The sequence below is a fragment of the Thalassotalea eurytherma genome (assembly GCF_030161415.1).
GTDB classification, from domain to species: domain Bacteria; phylum Pseudomonadota; class Gammaproteobacteria; order Enterobacterales; family Alteromonadaceae; genus Thalassotalea_G; species Thalassotalea_G eurytherma.
This window is the reverse complement of sequence record NZ_BSSU01000011.1, coordinates 21970-40575: the sequence shown is the minus strand read 5'-3', so window position 1 is coordinate 40575 and position 18606 is coordinate 21970. Positions and strand designations below refer to the sequence as shown.

Sequence of the window (18606 nt, the reverse complement as noted above, 5' to 3'; positions counted from 1 at the left end):
TGATAATTTAGTGATAAAAAAGCGCTTAGCTTTCACTAAACGCTTGTTACTCACAATAGATAAAACTACTGTGCGAAAGTTTTACCAAAAAAGTCACCATCGTTCCATTTTGGTTTTTCTGCTTGGTTAGCTATTTCTAAACCAATCATCATGTTTACCTTTGCAAACTCTGCCGCTACGTCATAACGAATGGGTAAATCTGTTTGGTCGCTATGCTGGTGGTAGTGATTCTTCAAGAAGTCTTTAAATACCGCGCCACCATCAACATTTTCATCTTTAGACTTGAAACCTGTCATTAAAAATACTGACGGAATGCCCGCTTTTACAAAGCTATAATGATCACTGCGTGTGAATAACGCCTGCTCTGGCATCGGGTCTTCACTCAAACTAATATCAATTTTTGCTGCTGCACGCTCAACGATTGGGCCCAACGTAGAATGCGTTGAACCAAAAGCAATCACGTCGGCAAACGGATATAAAATAAGTGGCATATCTAAATTCACGTTCGCCACCATTTTCATGACTGGAACCGTAGGGTTTTGTGCAAAATAGCTTGAGCCTAATAGACCTTTTTCTTCACCCGTAACCACAACAAAAAGTACAGAACGCTTAGGTTGCTCTTCTTGTAAAGACAACATACGTGCAGTTTCTAATAAGATACTTACTCCAGAAGCATTATCTAATGCACCATTGTTAATTTTGTCTTCATGGTCACCATGGGTCGACACACCGATATGATCTAAATGGGCACTAAAAACAACAAATTCATCTTTTAAAACTGGGTCACTGCCTTCTAATACCGCAATAATGTTAGGGCTGGTAATTTCTTCGTGGCGACTTTTCGCTGCCAAGGTGACAGTGCCATTTAATGGGAAGCCCGCAATTTTTTCATCATTTGAATCAGCATCAAATACTTGCTCAGCTGTTAATGGAGCACCTTCAAATAACGCACTGGCATGATCAAAGTGTAAATATCCACCACCTTTGATTTTTTCATATTTACCATATGGTTTACCGTTATTATCTAACCAGCTATAACGTGGACCATTTGCATATTTTGCTGATACCGAGAAAGGACGAACCTTGTCACGTTTAGGCGTATGCAATGTAATATAACCAACAGCACCACGACTTGCTGCATGACGGACTTTTTCGCCTCCAGAGCCGATATGCGCACCTTCTTCAGAAGGTAAATCAGCTGGACGACCTGTTAATGCAACAACGATTTTGCCTTCAACATCTAAACCGTCGTAGTCGTTATAGCCAAATTCTTCAGAAACAACACCATAACCGACAAACACTGTTTCAGCGGTTACGCTTGAATCATTATGCAGTGCAGAACCTGAGGTGAAAAACTGTTCAGGCATAGTAATTTCAGTTTGTTGACCACTGTTTTCAACGATCATTTTAGCTGAATCAGCTTCTAAGAATGCTTTGCGGAACGTAACTTGTTGTTCAAACCCGTCATATTCACCGCGTGGCTTTAAACCCATTTGTTTAAAGTGAGATTTCACATAATTAGCGGCAATTTGATAACCTTCACTTCCGGTATTTCGTCCTTGAAGAGTATCGTCAGCTAAAAATTCAATATGTGCTTTGATATTTTCTTGATTAACTTCAACTTGCTTTGTCTGAGTTAATTTTTCTGTGCAAGCGGTTAAAGCGAAAATTGCTGTAAGGCCTACAGCAAACATTGTTGTTTTGTACATCTTATAATCAATCCTTATGTAATCATGAGCACTATATCTTTGTGTGTTTAAAAACGCCAGTTTTATGCACAATTGAACCGTCGATAAGCTTAAGTTTTACTCGTTATTCAATAAGAGGGATGCCCTGATCTTTCTTAATTTGTTCCATCACTATATAGGTATGAGTTTGAGATACACCAGGTAAGTCAACAATACCCCCTAAAATGTCTCGATATCCCGCCATATCTTTAAAGCGTAATTTAACTAAATAATCAAAGCCACCTGCTACCATATGACACTCTGCTACTTCTTTTATTTTGACGAGTTCATCACGAAAGGTACTAAAAACATCACTGGTCGTGCGCTCTAGCGTAATTTGAATGAATGCCGACATGCCATAGTGTAGTTTCGCCGCCGTTAAAAAAGCACCATAGCGCTCAATATAGCCTTCTTGCTCTAAACGCTTCACTCTATCTAGGCAGGGGCTAGCACTTAAATTCACTTTTTTTGCCAAATCTACATTAGAAATTCGGCCATCTTTTTGCAAAGTGTCTAAAATAGTTAGATCAATACGATCAAGGGTGCGTTGTTTATCCATCGTTCATCTCAGTATTTTATGCTGAATTAATAGGTAAAGAAGATATAAAATACTGGATAACGCCGAATTTAACCAGCACATTCTGAGGCTAATTGATTAAAATTCGGTAATTATTTTTTACGCTTTATTGCACTAATCTACAGGTAAGCATATGTTATTTGAAGGTTCATTAACGGCGACAAGCCCAATTCGTCAAACTATTCGTGATCACTATCGCGCTGACGAAAATAAAGTACTTGCTAATTTATTACCCATCGCTGAAATATCAGTTGATGCAAAATCAAGAGCTTGGGATTTCGCTCGTATCTTAGTAGAAAACATCCGCCTTGACCAAGTGGGTAAAGGTGGTGTTGATGCACTGCTTAACGAGTTTTCACTATCAACTGAAGAAGGTGTCGTATTAATGTGCTTAGCAGAAGCCTTATTACGTGTACCTGATAAATCAACCGCTGACAGTTTAATTCGCGATAAACTAGCCAATGGCGACTGGAGCTCACACATTGGTAATAGTGACTCATTATTCGTCAATGCATCTTCTTGGGGCTTATTATTTACCGGTAAGCTTGTAAACTATTCTGATGATAAAAAGAAAGAACAGTTTAACCTCCTTAAACGTACCGTTGGTCGCTTAGGTGAACCGGTCATTCGACAAGCTGTTCGCTATGCCATGAAAATCATGGGTACGCAATTTGTCATGGGCCACACAATTGATGGCGCTATAGATAGAGCTCAAGAAACAGAAGCTAAAGGTTACACCTACTCTTACGACATGTTAGGTGAAGGCGCTCGCACGATGAAAGATGCCGATCGCTACTTTGAAAGCTACATGACAGCGATTGACGCAATTGGTCGAGCTGCCAATAGAAAAGGCCCGCAAAAAAGTCCAGGCATTTCAATTAAGCTTTCAGCGATTCACCCTAAATATGAATTTTCACATCGTGAACGTGTGATTAGCGAATTAATTCCTCGCCTAAAACAATTAGCATTAGCAGCTAAAGCTTATGATATTGGCTTTACGGTTGATGCTGAAGAAGCAAACCGCTTAGACATCTCGTTAGATATTATTGAAGCGGTATTTACAGATACTGATCTAGATGGTTGGGATGGTTTTGGTATTGCTGTGCAAGCTTACCAAAAACGTGGCTTATATGTGATTGAGTGGGTCCGTGAACTCACTCAAAAAGCTGGACGTCAAATGATGGTTCGCCTTGTGAAAGGTGCATACTGGGATAGCGAGATCAAAGACAGCCAAGTAGAAGGTTACAACGATTTCCCTGTGTTTTCTCGTAAGCCATCTACCGACGTATCATACCAAGCTTGTGCGAAAAAGCTGCTGAACTACCGCGATACCATTTATCCGCAATTTGCGACTCACAATGCTTATACCGTGGCTACGATTATAGAAATGGCTGGTGATTTATCAGGTTTCGAATTCCAACGTTTACATGGCATGGGTGAATCATTATTTGATCAAGTGGTTACTGGTAAAAATGTACCTTGTCGAGTATACGCGCCTGTCGGTGAGCACTCAGATCTTTTAGCTTACTTAGTCCGTCGTTTATTAGAAAATGGTGCTAACAGCTCTTTCGTAAACAATATCGTTGATGAAACAATACCGGTAGAGTCGTTACTCGTAGATCCTGTAGATACCGTTAAAGGCTGGCAGAACAAATACAACCCACAAATCCCTCAAGCTATCGAGCTTTATGGTGCTGAGCGCAACAATTCAAAAGGTATCGATTTAACGGATATTGATGCTGTGACAAAAATGCGTGACAACATGCAAGTCACGGCAGCTGCATTAATAGCGACGCCAATCGTTGATGGTGCAGAGCCAGTAACAAATCCAGCAAATAACGGTGAAGTTATTGGTTACATTCAACATGCCGGTGAAGTAGAAATGAAAGCCATTGTTGAGCGTGCTCATACTGCCTTTGCCAACTGGTCTCAAACGTCTGTTGAACAACGCGCCGAACTATTGAGAAAAACAGCTGATATTCTTGAAGAACATATGGATGAACTCATCGCACTATGTACCAAAGAAGCAGGTAAAACACCGGTTGATGGTGTTGCTGAAGTGCGCGAAGCGGTTGATTTTTGTCGTTACTACGCAGCGAAAGCACAAGAATTACTGATAGAAGATAAATTCACATCTCGCGGTGTTGTATTGTGTATTAGCCCATGGAACTTCCCATTAGCAATCTTCTTAGGTCAAGTAGCCGCAGCCATCGTTGTTGGTAATACCGTTGTTGCGAAACCGGCTGAACAAACAAGCTTAGTTGCCCTGCGTACCATCGAACTCATGAAACAGATTGGTTTACCAGAAGGTGTTGTTGAGCCAGTCATTGCACGCGGACGTGTGGTTGGTGAAAACATTGTTCCTGATGAGCGTATTCAAGCGGTTATGTTTACCGGTTCAACGGAAACAGGTTCATGGATTTCTCGTAAACTTGCTGAGCGTCATGGCGACCCAGTACCACTAATTGCTGAAACAGGTGGTCAAAACTGTATGGTTGTTGACTCAACGGCATTACCTGAACAAGTTGTCGATGACGTTGTAGCATCTGGCTTCCAAAGTGCAGGTCAACGTTGTTCAGCACTTCGCGTTTTATTCTTACAAGATGACGTTGCCGATAAAATCATCGAAATGATTAAAGGTGCAATGGCTGAGTTAACAGTAGGTGATCCTGCATACTTCTCTACTGATGTTGGCCCTGTCATTGATAAGAAAGCGTTAGGGGCACTTAACGAGCACGTTGAGTACCTAAAATCTCGCGGCACGTTACATTATGCCTGTGAAGGTCCAAAGCTCGATGACGATATTGATCATAATTTCTTTGTGCCGCGTTTATACGAAATCGATAATTTATCGGTATTAGAAAAAGAAGTCTTTGGCCCATGTGTTCATGTGATTCGTTACAAAGCAAACGAGCTTGAGAGCGTCATTGACCAAATCAATGGTACAGGCTTTGGTTTAACTATGGGTATTCATACGCGTATTGAAGGTAAAAGCCAATACTTAGCCGCTCGTTCTCGTGCAGGGAACGTTTATGTTAATCGCAATATGATTGGCGCTGTGGTAGGTGTTCAACCATTTGGTGGTCGAGGTTTATCTGGCACAGGTCCTAAAGCCGGTGGTCCGATGTATTTAACTCGCCTAGTAAAAGATAACTTACCATCGATTGACGTGAATATTAGCGATGAAGACACAGCCCAGCTGCGTGAACTTTTCCATGTTGACCAAACCAGTGCAGGTAAAACTTGGGCAATGGTTAATCAAGCCAAGCATGCCGAGCTGGCTTGGCAATTTAGTTCATTAAATAATCGTACGTCAATATTGCGTCAACTATTAGCTCAACTTGCGTCAAATAAAGTAATTTTAGCGCAAGAGCAAGACATAGAAGCAGCACTTAACGCCTGTCATCAGCAACTTGCTTTTGTTGAAAAGACCTTAGCTAAACCGACACAATTGCCAGGGCCTACAGGTGAGTCAAATACCTTACACCTTGAAGCTCGCGGTACCTTAGCTTGCTTACGATGCAAAGAGACACCATTTGCCTTTTGGTTAACATCATTAGTGAGCGCATTAGCCACAGGTAACTGTGTAGTTGCGATTGTCGATCCGTTATTTACCAAAGAAACACAAGCAATTGCTAAGCTACTTAAACAAATTGGCCTTATTCAAGGTGCATTTAATATGGTTGAATTAAACCAGGTGGCAAATGTATTAACGGCGCCAGAATTAGCTGGTGCAATTGTTGATAATGGCTCACAGCTTAAACCTTTTGCCGGTGAAGCCATTGCATCACGTTCAGGCGCAATCTTGCCATTAATAACTGCGTACACCTACGAAGGACTCGTTCATCGTCTAGTAACTGAAAAAACAGTGACCATTGATACAACAGCCGCTGGTGGTAATGCTTCATTGATGACAATGGAATCAAACGTCGCTTAGCTAACAGTGTTAGTAGCTAGCCTCACCGCTAGCTACTATTTCAACCAAGCGATAAGTAATAAAAAAGGCAACGTATTTTACGTTGCCTTTTTTGTCTTTCTGTCAGCCATATAGCTATTTACTTATGATACGGCTTGCTTAAACGGTGGACTGCTTCAATAAAATGACCTGCATGTTCAGGGTTCACATCAGGGTGAATACCGTGCCCTAGGTTGAAAACATGACCCGTGCCTTTATCACCGTAACCCGATAAGATTTTTGCAACCTCTTGTTCAATACGCTCTTTAGGAGCATATAACATGGATGGATCCATATTACCTTGTAACGCAACTTTATCGCCTACACGTGCTGCCGCATTTTCAATATCGATAGTCCAATCTAAACCAACGCCGTCACAACCTGTTGCCGCAATTGATTCTAGCCACATACCACCATTTTTAGTGAATAAGGTTACCGGTACTTTACGTCCCTCATTCTCACGCGTTAAACCGTCTACAATTTTTGCCATGTATTGCAATGAGAAGTCTTTATAGTCACGCGGTGATAATACGCCACCCCACGTATCAAATACCATGACAGATTGCGCACCTGCAGCAATTTGCGCATTTAAGTATTCAATGACTGAGTCAGCTAATTTATCCAATAATAAGTGTAATGTTTGCGGCTCAGCGAACATCATTTTCTTAATTTTGGTAAAGGCTTTTGAACTACCACCTTCAATCATATAGGTAGCTAGTGTCCAAGGGCTTCCTGAGAAACCAATTAATGGCACTTTACCGTTTAATTCTTTGCGAATTGAACGCACTGCGTCCATAACATATTTCAATTCACCTTCAGGATCAGGTAAACCAATTTTTTCAACGTCTGCTTTACAAGTAATTGGACGTTCAAACTTAGGGCCTTCACCTGTTTCAAAGTAAAGTCCTAATCCCATCGCATCTGGAATGGTTAAAATATCACTAAATAAAATCGCAGCGTCTAAATCGAAACGTCTTAATGGCTGAATAGTCACTTCAGTCGCCAACTCTGTGTTGCGACAAAGCGACATGAAATCGCCGGCTTGAGCACGAGTTTCTTTATACTCAGGTAAATAACGACCTGCTTGACGCATCATCCATACAGGCGTGTAATCAACAGGTTGACGCAATAAAGCGCGTAAATACGTATCGTTCTTTAATTCAGTCATTAAGCTCTCCAATTTTTTCTGGGCGCATTCTATCACTGTCAAAAAGATAGTGCTATGAGACAGGTCAAAAGCCGTTTAATTAATTGAATTTATTTTCAAAAAAAGTACCTGGTTAACCTGTAAAGTTCGATTGAAAATAAAAGTATATAGACTAAGGAATGCAGGCTCTAGAGCGGACAGGAGATTTTCGTCGAATCGACGTCTTCTTCGAGTGAGAGCAAGATCGACGTCAAGCTAATCGTTCTATGCATTAGTGTGAGATAACGTGGTCGATGTGCCTGAGCCTTCAACATTGGGCATGTTTTTGTTGACTATAGTCGAACGAGTGTAGTGACGAAAACGCACTAATTAGCGCTAGTAGTGCCCGGTGCACTGTCGGGCTCGAACTTCTTATTGTTTACTTTTGAGGTACTCCTGAATCTCAAATGCTGTATTTGGGCAATAAGCGGTGCTTAGCTCTTTTTGTTTTGTTATTCGACTTTTCTGTCGAAGGTGTATGTTGACTTTGTTTCTCGCTACAGGTTTGATTTTAGGTGCGCACTTTCCAACGATGCGCAATATGTTTTTAGTTCTGCAAGGGTCTATCTCGAGTAAGTGAGAAATAGGTTTCTCACTGCCGAATGTGTTGAGTTGTAATTTGTAGTCTTTTACGTAATGCGCTACAGCTAGTAACATACCCTTAGGAAAAGTTGTCTCGCCTTGTGTTACATCAGCTTTAAGTTCTACAATTGTTCCAAATTCCATATCGCCTCCTGGCAAAGGAACTTTCAAATTTCAATCATGTTTATGATTACTCAGCTACCTTTTTGTCTTGTTCATGGTTAACGAAGTTGCTCAGATAAAGTTGTAAGTGAGCGAACCAAGTTAAGTTTAGTCGATATATAGAAAAACTTTGTGTGTTTTGTGCGCTGATTTACGCTGTTGTTCCCATTTGCATAACCTACCATTTATATCTCGTTGGATTGTTTATCTTTTAACTTGTGTAAAAGATCGAGTAAATAGTCTTGTGTTTACTCTGATATCTTGCAGTCAAAGAATTCTGGGAGGCAACGGCATGTTTTATTAAGGATGACGCTCTTTTTGCCGGCTACTTTTGGGTCCTAGCTGACCTTATCGGATCAATGGTTAGTTACAAAAATAAAGTCAGGAGCAACCTTAATGTTAATTTTCTCAACGTTTGCCGCGTTTCTCTTTATATAGGAGGATCAACATGTGGATCGTCATTCATCGCCAGAGTTAATGTGGCAATAAGTTAGACTACTTACTTGAATAAACTTTCTAAAAATAGCTTTTTCGATCTAGTCGGTTATATCTATCGACACGAACAGTACAATTCAAAATAGTTGCGCTGTATATTTTTTGAACTAAACAATTATAATATAAAAGCATAATAAAAATTTGCTTTTGGTTATATAACACTCAACTTAGCCACTACTTCAACATCATCTGGTTGACCTCGAAATAAACCTAAGGAATTGAAAAAAAAAGACTTTAATTCAACAGGACAGATTTTCAATGAAATTATATTCAACAAACCAGCAAGCAGTGTATAGCCTGCATTAAATAAGTCTTTTGTACGAAAAAAGTCGTGGTATAAATGCTCTAATAAACTTGTTGATATGATGAAAATGCTTTGTTATAAAATATCTGCGCTAGTAAAGAACAACATAAAAGAAGCTAGATATTAACTAGACCACACAGCGAGCATTTCAGGCCTTACCTTGGTAAGGCCTTTTTATTTCCTGCTTAAAATTGCAATTTCTCATTAAGTTTCAAATAATCATATAAATTCATAAATTTAATGTTATCAAAATGAAATACCAAGGAAGTTGTCACTGCCGTGCTGTTACCTTTGAGGTAGTGGCACCTGAGCAAGTAGAGGTTGAAGACTGCAACTGCTCTATATGCAGTAAAGCAGGCTTTCTTCATTTAATTGTCCCTAAAAAAGACTTCACATTGTTATCAGGTAAAAGTGCGCTAACAACCTACACATTTAATACGGGTGTTGCGAAACACTCATTCTGTAAACATTGTGGTATTAAGCCTTTCTATATTCCACGATCCAACCCAGACGGTGTAGACGTCAATGTTAGGTGTTTAGATACCAAACCATCACAAATTAACATTGTAAAGTTCGATGGTCAGCAATGGGAACAAAATGCACATACCCTTGCCCATAAGAGTAAAGTATGAAGATAATCATTATCGCTTTTATATTATTAACGAGCACGAAGTCATTCGCTTTTGGTGGATATGGTCATGAGCTCATTTGTCAGATGGCCGACCAATTGCTCAATCAAGAACAACAGCATAAAATCGATGTACTCGTTAGGCAGCTGCCACACCATGAAAAACAACTATTGGTTAAGGGTCATAAACAGTTAACCTTTGCTAAAGCTTGTAATTGGCCTGATAAAATCAAAAAAATGGCTAAATATGACAAATATAAACCTTGGCATTACCTCAATACCACGAGAGATGATCACGCAATAACCTCCAGTGACTGCCAAGGTTCATGTGTCGCCAAGGGCGTAATTTACCATCAAAAGAAGCTTGCTGAAGGAGGTCGTAACCAAACACAAGCGTTACTTTTTTTAAGTCATTGGGTAGCAGATTTACATCAACCCCTACATGTTAGCTATGCCAGTGACTATGGTGGCAATAGAACAAAAGTAACCTACGATAAATCAATACCTAAAGCCCGTTGTAAAAACTTACATTGGTATTGGGATGAGTGTTTAATCATGTCGAAAAAGCTTACTGTGGCACAATACACAAAAATGCTAATGAATAACATGCCAGAGCAAACTAAAGAGCAATGGCAGCCTAGTGATGTATGGGAATGGGCAGACGAAAGCTATCAATTATTGCAGCAAGCATCCTTTGGTTATTGTCAGCACAAAGCTGAAAAGTGCCTACCGCACAACAATAGCGTCGTGATTACGCAAGCCTATCAAAATCAATATTTACCGATTGTAGAACACCAAGTAATTTTAGCAGCACAACGATTAGCAACCATATTGTCTCAAACGCTTTAAAGAGATTTATCTTTTAAAAATAAAAAAGCCAGTCAATGACTGGCTTTTTTAATGTCAGTATTTACGTCGCTTACTTTTCTGAACCGACTTCAGCTGGCGCTTCTTGGGCTTGAATTTCTAACAATTCAATTTCAAACGCTAATACTGAGTTACCTGGAATGCGAGGTGGATTACCATTTGGACCGTACGCTAAATCAGAAGGGATGGTAAATTTGTACTTAGAACCTACTGACATAAGTTGAACACCTTCTGTCCAACCAGCAATTACACGGTTAAGTGGGAACACAGCAGGCTGACCACGATCATAAGAACTATCAAATGTTTCGCCATTTAAGAAAGTCCCTTTATAGTGAACAACGACGGTATCAGTTGCTGCTGGCTTGTCGCCTTCGGCTGCCACAAGTACTTCGTACTGAATACCTGAATCAGTTACTGAAACACCTTCACGCTTAGCATTTTCATCTAAGTAGGCTTGACCTTCAGCTAAGCTTTTATCTGCTTCTACTTGTGCCATTTCAGTTTGTTTTGCTTTCATCTCTTGATCTAATGACATTAGAAGACCTTGAATGTCTTCTTTAGCAATTTGAGAATTACCATTAATGCTTTCAATAAAACCATCGATAATTAGTTGCTTATCAAGCGCTAAACCTAAACGTTGGTGCTCTTCTAAGTTACGCTCCATGTACATACCAATTGATGCACCTAAACCATATGCTTGCTTTTGAATTTCAGTTTCTAATACCGCTTTAGCTGGCTTTTCTTCTTTAACTTCTTGTTGACAGCCCAAAACTGAAAGAAGCGCTACCGCAACTAGGGTAGGTTTTAAAAATTTCATTGATTTCTCCGTTTAAACCGCTTTCTTGAAGAAATTCCTCAAGCATGACGATAAATATCTTGATATATATAGTGAAAAACACCTTATACTAACGATAAATAAAAGGATAAAAAAGTATTAATATGTTGTGTTTTAGCAATAAATGTTTCAGAACTTTAAAAGTGATGATTATTTCATCACTTCTATTCGCCTGCCAAGACGTCAACAAGCAGCCGCTCGTGCAATGGCAACATGCCGCCGAAGGAGCTTATGCTGCCGATATTTCAAATGATGCTTCGATTTCAGTGGTGTCATCGATTCATCATGGCATCAGTGTTTGGGATCTGAGAAAAAACGCGCTCAAGTACACTTGGTCACAACAGCAAAACAGCAGCGATAACTTAGTGCTAGCACTTGATATTTCTGGCAATAACTCGCATGCAGTCACAGCAAGTCGAGAAAACTTTTCCTTGTGGAATATTGAATCGGGGCAATCAGAAGGCTTTTGGCAAATCAGTGAATCAACTATCCGTGATATCGCCGTTGCCAATGATGGAAATTACATGCTAGTCGGTCAATCAAATGCTAAAGTCGTTCATATCACCTTAGCGACAGGCCGCCGTTTAGAGTTTTTAGGACATCAAGAAAAAATTAATTCTATCGACATGCTGCCCAATGGTCGTATTGCGATGTCTGGCTCAAATGATTTCGTCGCATATGTTTGGGATACGCTTTCTGGTCAGGTAATTTATCGATTTAATCACCCTTCTCGTGTGACAAAAGTTGCGTTAGATCCAACAGGTAAATATGCATTTAGTGCAGATAGTAAAAAAGAAGCACATATTTGGGATTTAAAAACAGGCAAGAAAGTTAGCTCGTTAAAATACACAAATCGCCAAGAAGTATTCAGCACGGTAAGCTTCTCTAAAGATGGTAAGCAATTACTAACAGGAGCACCTTCACGTAAGGTAAGTGTCTGGGACATAGCCAGTGGTGAGCGGTTAACCTCGTGGCGTGTTACACCTCGACAAGATATTCGCCCTGCAGGCGCTGTTGTGCATGCAGCCGCTTTTAGCGATAATAACACCATTATCACCGAAAGCTCTTCTGGCTATGCTGAACGCTGGTTGTTTGAAGACTAACTATCAAGTAACACCATGAATGAAATCACGAAGATAATTAATCAGCTTGAAACGCGCGTTGACGCATTAGAAGCACGCAATGCTTTTCAAGAAGACGTTATCGATCAACTTAATCAAGAAATCGCTATTCATCAGCAACAAATTGCTGAATTGAAAGAGCACACTTTACTCATCGCACAACGTATCAAATCAGGCGCAAATAGCAGTCAGATAGGTCGCCCAGAAGATGAGCCACCACCGCCGCACTACTAATTGATCGTTAGCTTTACTCTGGCGTAAAAATACCAATCATTTGCTCATTGTCCCGTGTCGCTTTTTCAACATGGGATTCTGGTTGCACCATTTGTTCACCACAACTAACACATGTGACTTTTTCTAAGTTGTTTTCTTTTGTCAAAGCCATGGTATCCATCGCTTTGCACTTAGGGCATATTGCCCCCGCAATAAATCGCTTTTTCACATTACTCTCATTTTAGTTTAACTATCACAACAAACAGATAGTGATAGACCAAGAATATTTGGTCAATTGCGTGATTTTACCTTGAATAACCCTATCGGTAAAAGCGACAATATAGACAATTAACAAATAAGCGCTGCTATTTGAGGATATCTTTTGATTAATGCAAGCCAACTTAGCCTAGATAGAGGAACCAAACACCTTATTATCGATGCTACTTTTACTATACACCCAAAACACAAAGTAGGCTTAGTCGGCGCTAACGGATGTGGTAAATCTTCTTTCTTCGCTGCACTTTTAGGGCAATTACAACCTGAGGCCGGCGATCTCACACTGCCAAGCCAATGGAAAATTGCGACGGTAAAACAAGAAACACCCGCATTATCTCAATCTGCGTTAGAATACGTGATTGATGGCGATGTTGAATTTCGCCAGCTTGAAGCAGAGCTCGACATTGCGCGGCAAAATGATGATGGCAATCAAGAAGCTATTATCATCAACCAGATAGATACCATTAATGGTTATAGTCTACCCGCTCGTGCAGGCGAACTATTACACGGTTTAGGTTTTCAACAACAGCAACTCTCACTGCCTGTTAAAGAGTTTTCTGGTGGTTGGCGCATGCGTTTAAACTTAGCGCAAGCACTTATTTCTCGTGCTGATTTATTGCTATTGGATGAGCCAACTAACCATTTAGATTTAGATGCGGTTATCTGGTTACAACGTTGGTTGAAGCGCTATGAAGGCACCTTGGTGCTCATTTCTCATGATCGTGATTTCTTAGATGACGTGATTGGCCAAATACTGCATTTTGAACAACAAAAAGCAAAGCTGTACACCGGCAACTACACCAGTTTCGAACGTCAACGTGCTGAACAGCTTGCTCAGCAAGACGCACAATACCAAAAGCAGCAAAAAGAAGTTGCCCATTTAACAGCGTTTGTCGATCGATTTAGAGCTAAAGCAAGTAAAGCAAAACAAGCACAAAGCCGCTTAAAGCGCTTACAGAAATTACCTGATTTGGCACCTGCCCATGTCGATAGCCAGTTTACTTTTAGCTTCAAACAGCCTGAACATATGCCTTACCCTCTGCTGTCAATAGATGAAGCTGACTGTGGCTATGGTCAAGATGCCATCATTATAAAACAAGCAAAGATAACGTTAGTACCTGGCAGTAGAATTGGTTTACTAGGCCGAAATGGAGCCGGTAAATCAACGCTAATTAAGTCATTGGCTGGCGACATCGAGTTAGTGTCAGGGCTAAGGCATCAAGCGCAAGAACTCAAAATTGGTTATTTTTCTCAACACCAATTAGAACAGCTTCACCATGGTTCTAATGGCGTTGAGCATATTTTACGTGCCCATAAATCAATGACGGACCTAGAAGCACGTTCCCATTTGGGGAGTTTTGGTTTTCAGGGTGAGCAAGCGTTAAGTGACGTTGCAACGATGTCTGGTGGCGAAAAAGCTCGACTTGTTTTGGCTCTCATCGTGCTAGAAAAACCGCAATTATTGCTACTTGATGAACCAACCAACCATTTAGATCTTGAGATGCGACAAGCCCTAGTATTAGCCTTACAAGAGTTTAGTGGTGCGATCATTTTAATTGCTCATGACCGCTATTTACTAGAATCTTGTGTCGATGAATTTTACATTGTTGCTAATGGCGAAACCCAACCCTTTGCAGGGGATATTGACGACTATCAGCAATGGCTAAACGATGACAAGAAAGAATCATTACAAGCGACAAAGAAAGAGTCTACCGGTGGAGCAGATAGAAAAGCACAACGCCAAGCGCAAGCACAACTGCGCCAAAAGGCAGCGCCACTTAAGAAGCAAGCAGACAAATTAGAAAAGCAAACCCAAACCTGGCAAGCCCAATTATCAAGTATTGAAGCACAACTAGGTGACACTGAAATTTATAGTGCCGAGAATAAAAGTAAATTAAATGATCTACTCAAACAACAAGCACAATTAAAGGGAGATATTGAAACCAGTGAAATGGAATGGTTTGAGCTTGCTGAACAAATAGAAGAAATCATGTCAGGTGGCGGCTAGTTACATAGTCACTTACAAACAAATTCGGTGTTAATGTAAAACACTTGCTAAACTAATAATAAATAAATGGCTGTAGAGGCTTATGATGAAAAAACTTATTAAATCAATACTATTGCTTAGCGTTTTAGCTACATCTGTTCATGCCGCCGATTTTGAAGCTGGCGTCTCTAAACTCAATAAAGGTGAATTTCATCAAGCGATCGCTGAATTTGAACCTTTAGTTGAAGAAGGTTTTGCGCCTGCCCAATATCAAATGGGCGAAGTGTATCTTAATGGTTGGGGCGTTAGTAAAGACGCCAGCAAAGCGTTTGAGTTATTTACGCTTGCAGCAGATCAGAATTATCCAGAAGCACTTTTTCAGTTATCGCTAATGTATTCTGAAGGCAAGATGACGAAAAAGGATTTAACTACCGCATTTAAATTAATGGAACGCGCCGCCAATAAAGATTTACTCACGGCACAATTTAATTTAGGTGTGATGTACGCAAACGGTGAAGGCATTCATAAGAATGAAAAGAAAGCGGTATTTTGGTATGAACAAGCAGCGAACCAAAATTATGTGCTTGCCCAATTTAATTTGGCATTAATGTACTACGAAGGTAAAGGCGTCAACCGAGATATAGAAAAATCATATTTTTGGAACCTTATGGCTGCATATAGTGGTTATAAAGACGCAGTAACAAGTGCAGAGATGGACCAGCGCCAATTAAATGAAATACAAATTAAACGTGTCCGTGCTGATGTTGATCGTAAACGCCGCCAATTTAAACAACAGCAACAAGTCAAAGCACAACAAGCAAATTTAGCAACATATTAACGTATCATTGATCTGTATCAGGATCTCGATAACGCTCCTTATTTACAATAGCTTTGTAACGTAAATAAGGAGTCTCTCATGAACTTTTTTCAAATGCTTATCAATGATCCCGTTGTACTATTCTCTTTCGGCGGTTTAGCTATCGTATTGCTTATTTGTGCTTATTACGTATATTTCTTTATAAAAAATATTGAAGAAAATAAGTAAATCAATAGATTACGCCGGCACTAAGGTTATCGATTAAACGTCACCTCTAAAGGCAGTGATATTTGCTATAATTTAGTAAATCACTGTCGTTGGAGATCATGATGCCGCTATCAATCAATACTTCGTCAACCGCGAATAACCTTTATCGCTTAAACGAAGAAAAAGATGAAAAACAAGAGCAACTCGCTTCAGGCAAACGCATCAACGATGCGGCAGACGACCCTGCGGGCTTACAAATAGCTAACCGTTTAACTAGCCAAATTAATGGTGCAAATCAGGCAAGCGTAAACGTACAAGATCAAATAAATCTTAATAACATTCAAAGCGCTCAATTTTCATCGATTACCGATAGCCTGCAACGGGCAAATGTTTTAGCTGTTCAGTCAGGAAACCCATTGGCTGATCAAAGTGTAATCCAAGATGAATATACTCAAATCACAGAAGAAATTAATGCCATTGCCAGCGAGGCTCTTGGTCAAGATGATTTTTTAACTGGCTTAGATGCCTCAGATCCTGCAGCAAGCCAAGCGGCAATCGAATCAGCAATATCAACCATAGCAACCTCCGCGAGTGAAAATGGCGCGGCGAGTAATGCGTTAGGTAGTCAAATTTCCACCTATGAAGCAGCTAACGTTAACCTATCTGCATCCCGTTCACGTATCGAAGATACTGACTTTGCCCAAACGAGTAGTGAACAAGCAACGTTAGATATTTTATTGCAAGCTACAATAGCAACTAAAAAAGAGGAAGAAGAGCGCAAAGGGCTTTTCATTAATCAACTCGTCTAAATTTTAAAGTTGTTCTGTTTTGCACATCAATGGATAATAGTAAAAATTGTTTTATTAGATAACATTTGTGATTTCAGTTAGTCAATTTAAGCCAGCTTGGTGGCTATCAAATGCTCATAGCCAAACCATGTTGGCAAAATATTTAAAACGTAAGCAACATGTCTCTTTGATTACTGAAAAGTTTTCAACCTGCGATGGCGACTTTGTTGAGCTAGCTTGGACTGAAAAACCAAACGAACATGACATCAAACCAATTGTTGTTTTACTTCACGGTTTAGAAGGTTCAAAAGATAGTCATTACGCTAAAGGCATGCTACAAGCAATTAAGGCACAAGGTTGGTGCGGCGTGCTAATGCACTTTCGAGGCTGTGGCGAGTTACAAAATCGATTTGGCGCGTCATACCATAGTGGCGATACCCAAGACATTCATCATTTTAGCCAATGGCTTGCCAAACAATACCCTAACCATCCTAAGGCACTGGTTGGTTTTTCTTTAGGTGGCAATGTCACCATTAAATATCTCGGTGAAGTAGAACAATCACCTTTTAAAGTCGCTAGTGTGATTTGTGCACCGCTTGATTTAGCCAGTTGTAGCTTGCGAATTAGCCAAGGTTTTTCTAAGGTCTACGAGAACTATCTCCTCAACATGCTGAAAAACAGCACAATTGAAAAAATAAACGCGAAAAAATTACCTCAGCTGTGTGAAAAAAAAATCACCACTCTCTCTTCAATATGGCAGTTTGATGATTACGTCACTGGGCCAATTAACGGCTTTGAAGACGCGCAAGATTACTACCAGCAATCTAGCGGCAAACAGTTTTTATCGCACGTAAATCAACCTTGCTTAATTATTCATGCACAAGATGACCCGTTTCTAAGCCACCAGGATATCATTGACCTACCTGCTAACCTGCCAGCGCATATCAAGTTTGAAGTAAGCCCTAAAGGTGGTCATGTTGGTTTTATTGCGGGCAACAACCCCTTTAGACCAATATTTTGGCTAGAGCAGCGTATCCCCGCATTTTTATCGGAGCACTTATGATTATCCCTTTAGACGAACTTTCTGAAGAACTTCTCAATAATATTGTCGAAGCACATGTCTTAAAAGAAGGTACCGATTACGGTGAGTATGACGTGAGTTTAGAAGAGAAGGTTGCTGCGGTAAAACACCAACTTAAAAGTAAAACAGCGGTACTTGTTTATTCTCAGCTTCATGAAACAGTGAATATATTGCCTGCTGACCAGTTTGCCAGCCAGCAGGATAACGAATCAGAATGCTAGCTTTTGGTTAAATGAAGGCTAAAGTGAACCGGTACGACAGGGCTAATGCTAGGAAGACTTGCCAGCTCTTGCAATTTCATTAAACCTTTTGTTAATGCATATTGCTTTGCTTGAATAACCAAAGGTTTAATGTTGTGTACCGACAAGTCTCCACCAGTTAGTTTTGCAACCTTAACGGGTATACTTATTTGCTGAGTTTGGCCGTGAAGCGATATTTCACCTTGTAATGTTAATGTCTTTTCCTGACCTACAGCTAAGGTATTTAACACTTTCCCATCAACTTGACCGGCAAATGTAGCCGTTGCAAATTTATCTGTTTCAAACAGAAAACTTTTCATGCGTTGATCTCGAATGTCAATGCCAGTTACCACACTCGTTAAATCAATGGCAAACTTTACTGCGCCTGCTTTGCTTACCATGCCTGATACTTGCTTAAATGAGTGAATTTCGCCAATGCTATTTTTTTTCACCGATGTAAAATTTAACGTAGATTTATCATTGTCTACTTGCCAGTTCGCGATTGCACTGGTAGACAAGCAAAGAGATAACACCAAGAGTAAAAAGCGCATACTATTTC

Annotated in this window: 19 protein-coding genes; 12 read left to right on the top strand and 7 right to left on the bottom strand. The window is 40.1% G+C overall.

Annotated features, from left to right (window positions below; genetic code table 11):
• Positions 1 to 65 precede the first annotated feature (65 nt).
• Both QQK02_RS11570 and QQK02_RS11565 read right to left on the bottom strand, forming a co-directional pair.
• Positions 66 to 1709, bottom strand: a complete 1644-nt coding sequence (locus tag QQK02_RS11570; RefSeq protein ID WP_284208197.1) for a M28 family metallopeptidase — start codon at positions 1707 to 1709, stop codon at positions 66 to 68.
• Positions 1710 to 1812: 103 nt separating this feature from the next.
• Positions 1813 to 2286 carry a winged helix-turn-helix transcriptional regulator gene (locus QQK02_RS11565; protein WP_284208196.1) on the bottom strand — a complete coding sequence of 158 codons (474 nt, stop codon included), beginning with the start codon at positions 2284 to 2286 and terminating at the stop codon, positions 1813 to 1815.
• A 151-nt stretch (positions 2287 to 2437) separates the two neighbouring features.
• Here QQK02_RS11565 and putA point away from each other — a divergent pair, with 151 nt between their 5' ends.
• A complete protein-coding gene (putA, locus tag QQK02_RS11560; RefSeq protein ID WP_284208195.1) occupies positions 2438 to 6241 on the top strand; it encodes a bifunctional proline dehydrogenase/L-glutamate gamma-semialdehyde dehydrogenase PutA in 3804 nt (1267 codons plus the stop codon).
• A gap of 118 nt (positions 6242 to 6359) precedes the next feature.
• Here the strand turns inward: putA and hemE are convergent, their stop codons facing one another.
• Positions 6360 to 7427 carry a uroporphyrinogen decarboxylase gene (hemE, locus tag QQK02_RS11555; RefSeq protein ID WP_284208194.1) on the bottom strand — a complete coding sequence of 356 codons (1068 nt, stop codon included), beginning with the start codon at positions 7425 to 7427 and terminating at the stop codon, positions 6360 to 6362.
• A 265-nt stretch (positions 7428 to 7692) separates the two neighbouring features.
• Between hemE and QQK02_RS16430 the strand changes: the two genes are divergently transcribed.
• Complete coding sequence (locus QQK02_RS16430) at positions 7693 to 7758, top strand: PEP-CTERM sorting domain-containing protein (RefSeq protein WP_407705042.1); 66 nt, start codon at positions 7693 to 7695, stop codon at positions 7756 to 7758.
• Positions 7759 to 7817: 59 nt separating this feature from the next.
• Here the strand turns inward: QQK02_RS16430 and QQK02_RS11550 are convergent, their stop codons facing one another.
• Positions 7818 to 8171: a P-loop NTPase family protein gene (locus QQK02_RS11550; protein ID WP_284208193.1), complete on the bottom strand. Its 354-nt coding sequence runs from the start codon at positions 8169 to 8171 to the stop codon at positions 7818 to 7820.
• A 1068-nt stretch (positions 8172 to 9239) separates the two neighbouring features.
• Between QQK02_RS11550 and QQK02_RS11545 the strand changes: the two genes are divergently transcribed.
• Both QQK02_RS11545 and QQK02_RS11540 read left to right on the top strand, forming a co-directional pair.
• On the top strand, positions 9240 to 9620 hold the full coding sequence (locus QQK02_RS11545) for a GFA family protein (RefSeq protein WP_284208192.1): 381 nt from the start codon (positions 9240 to 9242) through the stop codon (positions 9618 to 9620).
• On the top strand, positions 9617 to 10465 hold the full coding sequence (locus QQK02_RS11540) for a S1/P1 nuclease (protein WP_284208191.1): 849 nt from the start codon (positions 9617 to 9619) through the stop codon (positions 10463 to 10465). Before QQK02_RS11545 ends, QQK02_RS11540 begins: the two co-directional genes overlap by 4 nt.
• Before the next feature lie 70 nt (positions 10466 to 10535).
• On the opposite strand, the gene QQK02_RS11535 is transcribed toward QQK02_RS11540, so the two are convergent.
• Positions 10536 to 11300, bottom strand: a complete 765-nt coding sequence (locus tag QQK02_RS11535; RefSeq protein WP_284208190.1) for an FKBP-type peptidyl-prolyl cis-trans isomerase — start codon at positions 11298 to 11300, stop codon at positions 10536 to 10538.
• Between the two features lie 164 nt (positions 11301 to 11464).
• On the opposite strand from QQK02_RS11535, the gene QQK02_RS11530 reads away from it, so the two are divergent.
• Both QQK02_RS11530 and QQK02_RS11525 read left to right on the top strand, forming a co-directional pair.
• The gene (locus tag QQK02_RS11530; protein WP_284208189.1) at positions 11465 to 12421 is read left to right on the top strand and encodes a WD40 repeat domain-containing protein; all 957 of its coding nucleotides are present in this window, start codon (positions 11465 to 11467) and stop codon (positions 12419 to 12421) included.
• A gap of 15 nt (positions 12422 to 12436) precedes the next feature.
• Complete coding sequence (locus QQK02_RS11525) at positions 12437 to 12673, top strand: SlyX family protein (protein ID WP_284208188.1); 237 nt, start codon at positions 12437 to 12439, stop codon at positions 12671 to 12673.
• A gap of 13 nt (positions 12674 to 12686) precedes the next feature.
• Here the strand turns inward: QQK02_RS11525 and QQK02_RS11520 are convergent, their stop codons facing one another.
• Entirely contained in the window at positions 12687 to 12881 is a 195-nt protein-coding gene (locus QQK02_RS11520; protein WP_284208187.1) for a YheV family putative zinc ribbon protein, read from the bottom strand.
• Between the two features lie 153 nt (positions 12882 to 13034).
• Here QQK02_RS11520 and QQK02_RS11515 point away from each other — a divergent pair, with 153 nt between their 5' ends.
• The 6 genes from QQK02_RS11515 (at position 13035) to QQK02_RS11490 (ending at position 18029) form a co-directional block, all read left to right on the top strand.
• A complete protein-coding gene (locus tag QQK02_RS11515; RefSeq protein ID WP_284208186.1) occupies positions 13035 to 14936 on the top strand; it encodes an ATP-binding cassette domain-containing protein in 1902 nt (633 codons plus the stop codon).
• Positions 14937 to 15018: 82 nt separating this feature from the next.
• Positions 15019 to 15753 carry a tetratricopeptide repeat protein gene (locus QQK02_RS11510; RefSeq protein WP_284208185.1) on the top strand — a complete coding sequence of 245 codons (735 nt, stop codon included), beginning with the start codon at positions 15019 to 15021 and terminating at the stop codon, positions 15751 to 15753.
• A 78-nt stretch (positions 15754 to 15831) separates the two neighbouring features.
• Entirely contained in the window at positions 15832 to 15960 is a 129-nt protein-coding gene (locus QQK02_RS11505) for a hypothetical protein (protein WP_284208184.1), read from the top strand.
• A 98-nt stretch (positions 15961 to 16058) separates the two neighbouring features.
• Positions 16059 to 16748: a flagellin gene (locus QQK02_RS11500; protein WP_284208183.1), complete on the top strand. Its 690-nt coding sequence runs from the start codon at positions 16059 to 16061 to the stop codon at positions 16746 to 16748.
• Between the two features lie 67 nt (positions 16749 to 16815).
• The gene (locus QQK02_RS11495; protein ID WP_284208182.1) at positions 16816 to 17790 is read left to right on the top strand and encodes a hydrolase; all 975 of its coding nucleotides are present in this window, start codon (positions 16816 to 16818) and stop codon (positions 17788 to 17790) included.
• Positions 17787 to 18029 carry a YheU family protein gene (locus tag QQK02_RS11490; RefSeq protein WP_284208181.1) on the top strand — a complete coding sequence of 81 codons (243 nt, stop codon included), beginning with the start codon at positions 17787 to 17789 and terminating at the stop codon, positions 18027 to 18029. Before QQK02_RS11495 ends, QQK02_RS11490 begins: the two co-directional genes overlap by 4 nt.
• On the opposite strand, the gene QQK02_RS11485 is transcribed toward QQK02_RS11490, so the two are convergent.
• Complete coding sequence (locus QQK02_RS11485) at positions 18026 to 18598, bottom strand: YceI family protein (protein ID WP_284208180.1); 573 nt, start codon at positions 18596 to 18598, stop codon at positions 18026 to 18028. The two genes, QQK02_RS11490 and QQK02_RS11485, sit on opposite strands and share 4 nt — an antisense overlap.
• Between the last annotated feature and the right edge of the window lie 8 nt (positions 18599 to 18606).